11 protein-coding genes are annotated in these 11,130 nt (G+C 69.6%); 9 read left to right on the top strand and 2 right to left on the bottom strand.

Annotated features, from left to right (window positions below; genetic code table 11):
* Nucleotides 1–95: 95 nt before the first annotated feature.
* The 4 genes from ACI2K6_RS11720 (at nucleotide 96) to ACI2K6_RS11705 (ending at nucleotide 3,603) form a co-directional block, all read left to right on the top strand.
* Nucleotides 96–1,448, top strand: coding sequence for a D-alanyl-D-alanine carboxypeptidase family protein (locus ACI2K6_RS11720; protein WP_282501261.1), 1,353 nt, complete (start codon nucleotides 96–98; stop codon nucleotides 1,446–1,448).
* Nucleotides 1,449–1,670: 222 nt separating this feature from the next.
* Nucleotides 1,671–2,222 carry a CGNR zinc finger domain-containing protein gene (locus ACI2K6_RS11715; RefSeq protein WP_282501259.1) on the top strand — a complete coding sequence of 184 codons (552 nt, stop codon included), beginning with the start codon at nucleotides 1,671–1,673 and terminating at the stop codon, nucleotides 2,220–2,222.
* A gap of 45 nt (nucleotides 2,223–2,267) precedes the next feature.
* Nucleotides 2,268–3,137, top strand: coding sequence for a WcbI family polysaccharide biosynthesis putative acetyltransferase (locus ACI2K6_RS11710; protein ID WP_404568698.1), 870 nt, complete (start codon nucleotides 2,268–2,270; stop codon nucleotides 3,135–3,137).
* 172 nt (nucleotides 3,138–3,309) lie between these two features.
* Nucleotides 3,310–3,603, top strand: coding sequence for a hypothetical protein (locus ACI2K6_RS11705; protein WP_404568697.1), 294 nt, complete (start codon nucleotides 3,310–3,312; stop codon nucleotides 3,601–3,603).
* Between the two features lie 75 nt (nucleotides 3,604–3,678).
* Here ACI2K6_RS11705 and ACI2K6_RS11700 read toward each other — a convergent pair whose 3' ends face one another.
* The gene (locus tag ACI2K6_RS11700; protein WP_112617175.1) at nucleotides 3,679–4,353 is read right to left on the bottom strand and encodes a TetR family transcriptional regulator; all 675 of its coding nucleotides are present in this window, start codon (nucleotides 4,351–4,353) and stop codon (nucleotides 3,679–3,681) included.
* Nucleotides 4,354–4,406: 53 nt separating this feature from the next.
* Between ACI2K6_RS11700 and ACI2K6_RS11695 the strand changes: the two genes are divergently transcribed.
* Entirely contained in the window at nucleotides 4,407–5,882 is a 1,476-nt protein-coding gene (locus tag ACI2K6_RS11695; RefSeq protein ID WP_404568696.1) for a DHA2 family efflux MFS transporter permease subunit, read from the top strand.
* Between the two features lie 78 nt (nucleotides 5,883–5,960).
* Here the strand turns inward: ACI2K6_RS11695 and tkt are convergent, their stop codons facing one another.
* A complete protein-coding gene (tkt, locus tag ACI2K6_RS11690; RefSeq protein WP_404568695.1) occupies nucleotides 5,961–8,036 on the bottom strand; it encodes a transketolase in 2,076 nt (691 codons plus the stop codon).
* A 121-nt stretch (nucleotides 8,037–8,157) separates the two neighbouring features.
* Here tkt and ACI2K6_RS11685 point away from each other — a divergent pair, with 121 nt between their 5' ends.
* From ACI2K6_RS11685 to ACI2K6_RS11670, 4 genes are read left to right on the top strand one after another with little or no spacing between them, the layout of a single operon-like run.
* Entirely contained in the window at nucleotides 8,158–8,904 is a 747-nt protein-coding gene (locus ACI2K6_RS11685; protein WP_112617172.1) for a GntR family transcriptional regulator, read from the top strand.
* A 14-nt stretch (nucleotides 8,905–8,918) separates the two neighbouring features.
* A complete protein-coding gene (locus tag ACI2K6_RS11680; protein WP_404568694.1) occupies nucleotides 8,919–9,371 on the top strand; it encodes a PTS sugar transporter subunit IIA in 453 nt (150 codons plus the stop codon).
* Nucleotides 9,368–9,649 (top strand): PTS sugar transporter subunit IIB, encoded by a 282-nt coding sequence (locus tag ACI2K6_RS11675; protein ID WP_023954969.1) that lies wholly within the window; start codon nucleotides 9,368–9,370, stop codon nucleotides 9,647–9,649. The genes ACI2K6_RS11680 and ACI2K6_RS11675 overlap by 4 nt, the downstream gene beginning before the upstream one ends.
* 50 nt (nucleotides 9,650–9,699) lie before the next feature.
* Nucleotides 9,700–11,112, top strand: a complete 1,413-nt coding sequence (locus ACI2K6_RS11670) for a PTS ascorbate transporter subunit IIC (RefSeq protein ID WP_404568693.1) — start codon at nucleotides 9,700–9,702, stop codon at nucleotides 11,110–11,112.
* The last annotated feature ends 18 nt before the right edge of the window (nucleotides 11,113–11,130 follow it).

Here is an 11,130-nt window from a genome sequence, read left to right as displayed (position 1 = left end):
GATCGCCTCAACACTATGGGGTCGCTGAGAGTCGCGAATCATCCATGAGGATGACGTTTGAGTGAAGATGGGCGACACAGACGGAGGGAACCGCGATGACGCGACGCGACTCGGAAAGCGACGACCTCGGCGAATTCGGGGAGTTCTTCTCGGCAGCCGCTGGGGTGCCTGTGGCGTCCCCGGAAGAAGTGTCGGCATCGCGCCGCCGTCGACGCCGCACCGGCTGGATCGCCGCAAGCGTTACGGCCGCGATCATGCTCGGTGCGCCCGGGGGATACGCCGCCTGGGCGTTGACCGCCCCGCTCAAGCCGGCTGCGGGCGAGGTCTCGATTCCCCGAGCGCCCGCCCCGCCGGCTGCCGTCGACCTCGGTCTTACCGCTGATGGCGCAGCCGCCCTCTCGGTCGCGGGCGCCGAGCCGTATCTCGGCCCGGAGGCAGCCGGGGTCTGGATGGTCCAGGGCGGTGACGATCCTCGCCCGATCGCCAGCATCACCAAACTCGTCACAGCGCTCGTGGTCCTTGACGCCTACCCGATCACCGACGGCGACCGGGGGCCGACGCTCACCTTCGACCGCGACGATCACGCGCTCTACGACGCGTACTTCGTCCGTGACGCGACGATCGCTCCGATGCCGATCGGCAGCTCGCTCTCGCTGCGCGACGCCCTTGCGACCATGCTCATCCCGTCGGCGAGCAACTACGCCGAGGCGATCGCCGTGTGGGCGTTCGGCTCGGTGTCGGGCTTCCGCGCAGCTGCCGATCGGTGGCTCACGGCGAACGGCCTGGAGCGGACGAGCATCGTCGAGCCGTCTGGCCTGGATCCCCGGAACACCAGCTCCCCGAGCGACCTGATCGCACTCGGTCGCATCGCCGCGGCAGATCCGACGGTGGCGGCGATCGCCGCGACGCCGTCTCTGACCCTGCCGGGGCCGGGGGCCATGGCGAACACCAACCGGTTGCTCGGACAGAGCGGGATCACGGGACTCAAGACCGGCACGCTCGAGGAAAGCGGTGCGAATCTGCTCTACACAGCGACTGTCGACGTCGGTCTTCCCGAGCCGCTGAGCGTCGTGGGGGTGGCACTCGGCGGCTCATCGCAACGCGGCGTGGGCGCCAGTGTGCTCGGCATCCTGCAACGTGTCTCCGACGGGTTCCACGTCACCTCTGTCGCGCAGCCCCGTCAGCAGATCGGCACGTACACGACCGCGTGGGGCAGCTCGGCCCGGGTCGTGCTGGGGGAGGGGGCCTCGTTGCGCACGTGGTCCGACACGCCCATCGTCGTCGATGGAGACGTGCGCGAGCCCCGCCTCTGGACCGACGGCGAGGTACTCGGCGAGATCACCTGGTCGGCCGGCCCGGAGTCGGTCACCGTACCCGTCGTGCTCGACGGCGAGATCGAGCCTCCCTCCGAGTGGTGGCGTCTCACTCATCCGGGTGAAATCGGCTGATCGATTTCCGCGGTCTCCGCGACCGGCGGGAGGGATGGTGTCGGTTGTAGGTCGACCCGTCGTATGCCGCATCCCGCGCATCGGACGTAACGGACGATTCCCTCCGACGTCGGGTGCGCGGACTCGGTCGTCCAGCCGTGCTCGTGAGTGCGCGTGTGAAGCGGTGCGGCGGACGATGCGGGGGAGGAGGGTGACATGATTCGATCGTGATGTAATGCCGTTATGCAGCTCAACCCTTACGGCGAGTACGCGGTCCTGCTCGCCGCTTCGCTGGCCAACGACTGGCCGAGCGATCGAGATGGGATCGTCGCGCGCACATACGAGTTCGGGATGACCGCGATCTACGCCCCGGCGGCCCCGTCCGACCTCGATGCGACCCATGCGGTCATCGACTCGTGGCTCGAGGTCGTCGATGCCAAGTCGGCAGCGCAGCGCGCCACGCTGCTCAACCGGCTCATGGCCGCAGCGACGGCGTACCCCCGGCTGACCGACCACGACGGCGAGTGGCACCTCCACTACCGCGACGACGACCAGCGTTTGCCGCAGGTTCTCCGCGCGGTCATCGCGGTCGGAACAGCCCTGCACGTGACGACGCGGGGGATGGAGCGCCTGTCGCGGTGCGCCGCGGGCCGTGTTCCCGGCGACCCGTGCCGCAACGTCGTGGTCGACGTGACCCGTAACGGTCGGCAGCGCTACTGCTCGGTTCGCTGCGCCAATCGCGACGGCGTGCGTCGTCACCGGGCGCGCTCGGCGGTAGCGCATCGGGTGGGCTGACCGCAAACACCGGCGCGCGTCGACGCGGATGGTCACAGTGGAGGGATGCACCACGCCCCCTCCCCGTTCCGGGGTGTCGAGCCGCCGGAGGGCTTCGGGCTCGTCGTCGGCAACTGCCAGGCCGAATCGATGCGTATCGTCCTCGACGCCCCCGACCGTCCGACGGTTCGCGTGCCTCCCGTCCACGAGATGGATGTCGCCGACGTCGAGCGCCTGCACGAGCTGCTTCCCCGGGCTTCCTTCCTCGTCGCTCAGCCTGTTCGTGATGACTACCACGGTCTACGCCTCGGAACCCGCCAGCTGGCGGAATCCCTCGCGCCGTCCGCCCGCCTCGTGACCTTCCCGGTCGTCCGCTACGCGGGCCTGCACCCGTTTCAGGCGGCGCTGCACGTGGACGGGATCGAAGAAGTGCCGCCGATCGTGGCGTACCACGACATCCGCACCCTCGCCGCGGCGGCGGGACTTCCCGCGCTTCCGCTGCTCGACCGCCGGGCCGTGCACGAGGTTGAGAGCGACTCCCTCGCCGAGCTGCGTCGCCGGGAGGAGGCGATCGACGTCGCTGCGTCAGACCTGCTGCGGCCCACCTCCGCCGAGGTCATGCGCACGATCAACCATCCGGGCAACGGCGTCTGGATGCCCCTGGCGGAGCGCGTGCTGTCGGCGCTCGGCCTGCCCGGCGGCCCGACCGACCCGGGGAGGCCCCTGCTGAACGCCGTGCGGGCCCCGCTCGAGGACTGGGTGGTCGACGCCTGGGGGCTGCCCGATGCACCGCGTCGCTCGTGGATCGTCGACGGGGTCGAGGTCGATCCGGCACTCGTCGCCGAAGCTCACGCCGAGTGGTACCGGACGCACCCCGACTTCGTCGCCGCGGCGATCGTCAGGGTCCGCGAGCTGGCCGGGCGGTGGAGCGGTTGACCCCGTCCGGCCCCCGCTCATCGGGGGCGTGCTAGCGTTGAAACGTCCCTTCGGGGCTCGTGTGTCGTTCGCCTGGCTCACTGTCGAGCAGATCGTCCGACGCGATCACTGGTTCATCCAGCTCCCTTCTTCTTCCGCGCATCATGCTGTGCGCGCTCATTCTCAGGACATCGTGCTTTCAACTCTTTCTTCTTCCGCGCCCGCGCTCGTCTGGCGACAGGCGGACACCGACTTCTTCGTCGCGACCCTCGACGGCCAGTACGCCGGATTCGTGACCACCGGTTCAGCACCGGCGACCTTCGACGCCGAGAGCGGCCACGGCGCCGACCTCGGCACCCACGCCTCGCCCGACGCGGCTGCTGCAGCCGTTGCCGAAGCGGCCCGGCCGGCGTCTGCGCGCCGCAATGCGCGCTCGCCGCGACGACGCACCCGCGGCCCGGCGTCGCCTCAGCGCGTACGCGCCTGAGCTCCGACTCCACCCTGCGAGGTCCCACGTGGGCCGGGTTTCCCGCCGGTTTTTCCGGCCGAAGTGAGACCTCGGTCAGCCGTGGTGCGGGGGATCGGCCTCGAGGTCGCGAGCGACCGTCGCGACGCCTCGGCGCATCTCGAGGTAGATCTGGCGGACGCTCGCGCGCTCGTTGAGCTCGGCACGCCGGACCCACTCGTCGATCGTGAGCCGGAGGACGAGGGCCATCGTCGAGACGGCCGCGCGAGCCGCGAGCACATCGGCGTCGGCGCCCGCCGCGTCGACGGCGGCGTCGGTGAGCTGCTCGACCTCTTCGGCCTCATTGCGCAGCGCGACGGCCAGCAGCGACGGCTCCGAGCCGACGAGACGGCGGATGCGCAGCGCGCGGATGTGCTCGTCGGGATGCGCGTCGAAGCGGTCGAGGAGCTTCAGCCAGCTGCGTTCGATCCCTTCGACGACGGACGCTCCCGCGCGCACGGCGTCGATGGCGTCGCCCACGACGCGCGCCGAGTCGTCGGCGCTGGCGAACACCGCTGCCTCCTTCGTCGCGAAGTAGCGGAAGAAGGTGCGCTGCGACGTGCCGGCGCGGCGTGCGATGTCGTCCACCGTCGTGCCATGCACGCCGTGCTGCTCGAAAAGGTCGAGCGCGGCATCCGACAGCTCGCGCTGGGTCTCCTGGCGTCGGCGTTCGCGCAGACCCGCGGGATGCTCCTCGATGATCGGGGCATCGTTCTCGCCGTCGCGGTGCATGGCATAAGTGTCGCACAGCGCCAACGTGGCAGAGACTGCCATATAATCAGTCAGTGACACTTGAGCAGCAGCATCCCGATACCTCAGCCATTCCGACATCTTCTGCCTCCCGCGCGACATCCGTGCGCACCGGCCCCGTCATCGCACTGCTCGTCGCCTCGGCGTTCGTGGTCATCCTCAACGAGACGATCATGGGTGTCGCGCTTCCGCGGCTCATGGTCGACCTGGAGATCACCGCCGCGACCGCGCAGTGGCTCACCACCGGATTCCTTCTGACGATGGCCGTCGTCATCCCGCTGACGGGGTACGTGCTCGCACGCTTCCCGATTCGCGGCGTCTTCTTCACCGCGATGTCGCTGTTCGCCGCGGGCACGCTGATCGCGGCGCTCGCGCCGGGCTTCGGGATGCTGCTCACCGGTCGCGTCGTGCAGGCCTCCGGCACCGCCATCATGATGCCGCTGCTCATGACCACCGTCCTGAATGTGGTCGAACCCGCTCGTCGTGGGCGGATGATGGGCGTCATCAGCATCGTCATCGCTGTCGCCCCGGCGATCGGACCGACCGTCTCGGGTCTGATCCTGTCGGTGCTCGACTGGCGCTGGATGTTCTGGCTCGTCCTCCCGATCGCGCTGCTTGCGCTCGGCCTCGGCGCGATCTGGGTGCAGAACGTCACCGAGACACGCGAGGCGCGCTTCGATGTCGGATCCGTCGCGCTCTCCGCTCTCGGCTTCGGCGGGCTGATCTTCGGGTTGAGCTCGATCGGGGAGTCGGCGACCGGCCACGCACCGGTCCCGGTGTGGATACCCCTCGTCGTGGGTGCCCTGTCACTCGCCGCCTTCGTCGTGCGTCAGCTGAAGCTGCAGCGCACCGATGCGGCCTTGCTCGACCTGCGGACCTTCCAGTCGCGGTCGTTCAGCCTCGCCGTCGTGCTGGTCGTGGTCGTGATGTCGGCGCTGTTCGGATCGCTCATCCTGCTGCCGCTCTACCTGCAGCAGGTGCTCGGTCTCGACACCCTGACCGTGGGCCTGATGCTGCTGCCCGGCGGCGTGCTCATGGGGCTCATCGCTCCCGTGGTCGGCGCGCTGTTCGACCGGTTCGGCCCGACCCCGCTGGTCATCCCGGGCATGATCGTCGCGGCATCCGCACTCTGGGGCATGACGACGTTCGGAGTCGGAACCCCGATCGCCTGGATCATCGCTGTTCACATGGGCCTCAACCTCGGCCTGGGGTGTGTGTTCACGCCGCTGCTCACCTCAGCGCTGGGCTCGCTGCCGGTGCGGCTGTACTCCCACGGCAGTGCGACGGTGAGCACACTGCAGCAGGTCGCCGGCGCAGCCGGAACCGCTCTGTTCGTGACCCTGATGTCGGTCGGTGCCGCATCGGCTGTCGCTGACGGCGTCGATGCGATCTCCGCGACCGCCACGGGCGTCCACACGGCGTTCGTCACCGGCGCATGCATCGCCTCGGCGGCGGTGGTGCTGACGTTCTTCGTCCGCCGCCCGGCCCCCGCCGCGACGCCGGGGCGCTGACGGTCGCCGAACCGACGCGAAAGGCGGTGACGCGCGAAGCGTCACCGCCTTCTTCGTCGGGTCGAGGGATGAGGTCGATCAGCTCCGTGCGGTGACCGAGCGGAGGGCCTCGAGAACGCGCTCCTCCGTCATGCCGCGCTCGCGCAGAGCGTCTGCCGCGGGAGCGGAGAGGCCGAACTCGTCGATGCCGACCACGGCGCCCGTCGAGCCCACGATCTCGTGCCAGCCGAACGGCGACGCCGCCTCGACCGCGACTCGCGCGTGGAGCGACGGCGGCAGGACCGCGTCGCGGTACGCCGCGTCCTGACTCAGGAACCACTCACGGCTCGGCATCGACACGACCCGGACCGCGAGCCCGGATGCTGCGGCCGTCTCGGCGGCCGAGAGAGCGAGGGCGACCTCGCTCCCGGTCGCGATGATGACGGCGTCCGCATCCGCGGCGTCGCGCACGACGTAGCCGCCGCGGCGGACCCCGGCGTGCACGTCATCGATCGGGATGTCGAGCACCGGCACGCCCTGCCGGCCCAGCACGAGCCCGGCGGGGGAGTCCGCCTCGACGATCGCCTGCCATGCCGCTACGGTCTCGTTCGCGTCGGCTGGGCGGACCACGGAGAAGCCGGGCATCGCGCGCAGGCTCGCCAGGTGCTCGATCGGCTGGTGGGTGGGACCGTCCTGACCCAGCGCGACCGAATCGTGCGACCACAGGTACGTCACCGGAAGTCCCATGAGCGCCGACAAGCGGATCGCGGGGCGCTGGTAGTCGCTGAACACCAGGAATGTGCCGGCGAAGACGCGCCAACCGCCGGCGAGGGCGATGCCGTTCATCGCGGCACCCATCGCGTGCTCGCGGACGCCCCAGTGGATGTTGCGGCCCGCTCGCGTTCCCAGGCCCGTCTCCTCGGGCAGGAACGATCCGCCCGCGTGGATCTCGGTGCGGTTGGGCTCGGCGAGATCGGCCGATCCGCCCCACATCGCGGGCAGCGCCTGCGCGAGGGCCTGGATGGCGGCACCGGAGGCGTCGCGCGTCGACACCTCCGTGCCGGGGTCGAAGCGGGGGAGTCGCGCGCCGAGATCATCGGGCAGACGGCGTGCCCGGAACGTGGCGTGCGCGTCGGCTCGAGCGGCATCCGATGCCTGCCACCGTGCGAACGCCTCGTCCCATTGCGCGTGCAGACGCGCACCGCGCGCTCGAGCGACGCGCGAACGGCGCAGGACCGCCTCGCTCACGTCGAAGGGCGCAGCCTGCGTGCCGAGCGCGTCGCGCAGCAGTTCGATCTCGGCGGCCCCCAGCGGAGCGCCGTGGGATGCCGCGGTGTTGAGGGCTCCGGGCGAGGGGTACGCGATCTGCGACTTCAGGATGACCAGGCGCGGCTTGCCGATGGGGTTCGGAGCGCCCAGGACGCGGTCGAGCTCGTCGACGTCGACGTCGCCGCTTGCGGCCAGCTCGATCCGTTCGACGTGCCACCCCTGGGCGCGGAAGCGGGCGCCCACGTCCTCCGACGACGTCAGACGCGTGTCGCCCTCGATCTGGATGTCGTTGTCGTCGTACACCACGGTGAGGTTGTCGAGTCCATGACGGCCCGCGAGGGCCCCGGCTTCGTACGAGATGCCCTCCTGCAGGTCGCCATCGGAGGCGAGGACCCACACGTGCCGGTCGAAGGGCGATGCGCCCCGCGGGGCGTCGGGGTCGAAGGTCGCCCGCTCGTGCAGCATCCCCATGGCCATGCCGACGGCGGTGGCGAGGCCCTGTCCGAGCGGCCCGGTCGTCGTCTCGACCCCGGCGGTGTGTCCGAGTTCGGGGTGGCCGGGAGTGCGCGAGCCGAGCGTGCGGAAGGCGCGGAGGTCATCGATCGTGACGTCGTACCCGGTGAGGAAGAGCTGCGTGTACAGCAGGATGCTCGCATGCCCGCACGACAGCACGAAGCGGTCACGACCCTGCCACTGCGGGTCGGCGGGGTCGTGCTCGATGTGCCGCTGGAAGAGCGCGGTCGCGATCGGCGCGAGGGCGATCGCGGTGCCCGGGTGTCCGGAGCGAGCGGCCTCCACAGCATCCGCAGCGAGCAGGCGGGCGGCGACGACGACGTCGTGCTCGGTGGCTTCGGTGGTATCCGGGACGGTGGCCGGTGCGGCGGGCGTCGAGATCAAGTTCTCCATAGTCATCATGATGTCATAATGACCCTGTGACGCAATCTTGCAGAAAAGTCGGGTTTCGGGCATGATCGACCTCGGATTAGTCATGACGTCATGATGACGCGAGTCAGCAAGGAGGCGACCGATGGTGACAGCAGCCGGAACCGCGAAGTACCGGACCGTCCACGACGAACTCCTGCGACGCATCCGCGAGATGGCCGTCGGCGACCGGCTGCCGTCCGAGCCCGAGCTGTGCGAGGAGTTCGAGGTGAGCCGCATCACCCTGCGCAAGGCCGTCGACGGGCTCGTGCAGGACGGATGGCTCGCTCGCGAGCACGGCCGCGGCACGTTCGTCACCGAGCCGGTTGCGGGCGATCACTACCCGGAGCACTTCGCCGACGTCGTCACCGGGTTCCACCGTCAGCAGACGAGCGCGGGCAACGTCGTCACGACCCGCGTGCTCCGTCAGGAGCTCGTGCCCGCCGGTGCGCAGGTGGCCCGCCTCCTCGAACTCGAGGAGGGGGAGGGCGTGGTCGAGCTCGTCCGTCTGCGCTACGTCAACGGCCAGCTCCACCAGCACGTGTTCACGTGGGTTCCGCACGCCCGGTACCCCGGGGTGTACACCGGTGACTTCTCGGACCAGTCGCTGTACGCCTTCCTGCAGGAGCAGTACGGAGTCAGCCTCGTCCGCAACGACATGACGGTGCGCGTCGACGAGGCAGCGCCGGACGTGGCGCTGAACCTCGGGGTGAGCGCCGGCCTGCGGCTGCTCACCATCGATTCCCTCGTGTTCGACGCCGACGGCACGCCGGTCGCCTTCGGCACGGCACGCCACGCTCCGGAGAACAGCGAGATCTCCCTCACGCTCCACGGCCCTCGGCCCGGCGTCTGACCGGAAGGACCCCCATGCTCATCGAACAGCTCAGCGACGACCGCATCCAGTTCGCGACCGACCTCGACGGATGGCGCGCGGCCATCGAGACGGTCAGCCGACCGCTTCTCGACGACGGCTCCATCACGCGGTCGTACATCGACGCGATGATCGAGTCGACCGCCGCCGGCGGCACCTACATCGATCTCGGGTTCGGTATCGCGCTGGCCCACACCCGCCCCGAGAAGGGTGTCGTGCGCACGGGACTCTCCGCGCTCTGGGTCGACCCCGCCGTCCTGCTCAACGACGAAGAGGCCCACCCCATCACCCTCTTCTTCTGCCTGGCGGCGACCGACACCGAGTCGCATCTCTCGACGATGTCGGAGCTCGCCCGACTGCTCAGCGACGACCGCGCCCGTGCGGTTCTGCTTTCCGCCCGAACCACCGCCGACGTCCGCGCGGCCCTCATGACAGGAGTCACCCAATGACCAAGTTCCTCGCCGTCTGCAGTTCCGGCCTCGGCAGCAGCTTCATGGTGCACATGAACATCGAGAAGGTGCTGAAGGAGCTGGGAGTCTCCGGCATCACCGTCGATCACGCCGACCTCGGCTCGGTCGCCCGGGGCGACGCCGACACCATCTTCGTCGGCCGCGACATCGCGGAGGCCGCGAGCGGCCTCGGCGACGACGTCGTCGCTCTCGACAGCATCATCGACCTCGCGGAGCTCCGGACGAAGGTCGACGAGGCCGTCAAGCGGCACTCCTGACCCGACCCTCCCTCCACCCGACGCTTTCACCGACGAAAGGAGCATCCGCGATGGATGCTGTCATCGATGTCCTGCTCGACATCTTCACTCAGCCGGCGGTCATCGTCGCGCTCATCGCCCTGATCGGTCTCGCTGTGCAGGGGAAGTCGTTCAGCGACGTCCTCAAGGGCACGATCCGCACCCTGGTCGGCTTCCTCGTGCTGGCCGCCGGCGCCGGCGTCGTGGTCGGCTCGCTCGATCCGTTCGGCGCGATGTTCCAGCACGCGTTCAACGTGCAGGGCGTCGTCCCCAACAACGAGGCGATCGTCGCGCAGGTGCTGCTCGACTACGGCTCCGCCGCCGCGCTCATCTTCTTCTTCGGCATGATCGTCAACATCGTGCTGGCGGCGACCACGCGCTTCAAGTACATCTACCTGTCGGGTCACGTCGCGTTCTACATCGCGGCCATGTTCGCCGTCATCCTCGGTGTCGCCGGCTTCGAGCCGTGGGCTGTCGTGCTCTGGGGCTCGATCGCGCAGGGCATCTACATGGTGGTCTCGCCTGCTCTCGTCCAGCCGTTCATGCGCCGCGTGACCGGCAGCGACGACGTCGCCCTCGGGCACACCGGCGGCGCCGGCGTCGCCCTCAGCGGTCTCGTCGCCCTGATCACTCGGGGCAAGGGCCGCTCGAAGTCGACCGAGGAGATCTCATTCCCCAGCGGGCTCGGCTTCCTCCGCGACACGACCGTGATCGTCGCGCTCTCGATGGCCGTGATCTACATCATCGTCGGACTGTTCGCGGGAGCCGCGTACATCGAGGGGGAGCTGTCGAACGGACAGAACTTCATCGTCTTCCTCGCTCTGCAGGCCGCGACGTTCTCGGCCGGCGTCTTCATCATCCTCGCCGGCGTGCGCGTCGTGCTCGCCGAGATCGTGCCCGCCTTCAAGGGCATCTCCGAGAAGCTCGTGAAGAACGCCAAGCCCGCGCTCGACGTGCCGATCGTCTTCCCCTTCGCCCCGAACGCGGTGCTCATCGGGTTCCTCGCGAGCTTCGTCGGCGGCATCGTCGGCATGCTCGGGATGGCCGCGCTCGGCACAGCGATCATCATCCCCGGCGTCGTGGCGCACTTCATGACGGGTGCCGCCTCGGGCGTCATCGGCAACGCCGTCGGCGGCCGCCGGGGCGCCGTCCTCGGAGCCTTCGCCAACGGTGTGGCGATCACCTTCCTGCCGCTGTTCCTGCTGCCGGTCCTCGGTGACATCGGGTTCTCGAACTCGACCTTCTCCGACTCGGACTACGGCGTCTTCGGCCTGATCCTCGGCGGAGTCTCCGGTGCCGGCGGCCAGATCGCCGTCATCGTCGCGCTCGCCGTCGTCCTCGTCGCGCTTTACGGCACGACCTTCGCCCTGCGCGGTCGCGACCGGCGCAAGGTGGCGGAAGCCGAGGCCGACGCGAGCCCGGCCCCCGCAGCCACGTCCCGCTGAACCGAACCGATGCCCGCC

Origin of the sequence: Microbacterium sp. NPDC006705 (genome assembly GCF_044903545.1) — a bacterium.
In the GTDB taxonomy this organism is placed as follows: domain Bacteria; phylum Actinomycetota; class Actinomycetes; order Actinomycetales; family Microbacteriaceae; genus Microbacterium; species Microbacterium plantarum.
The sequence above is the reverse complement of the archived record's forward strand: the minus strand, read 5'-3'. Positions and strand labels throughout refer to the sequence as shown.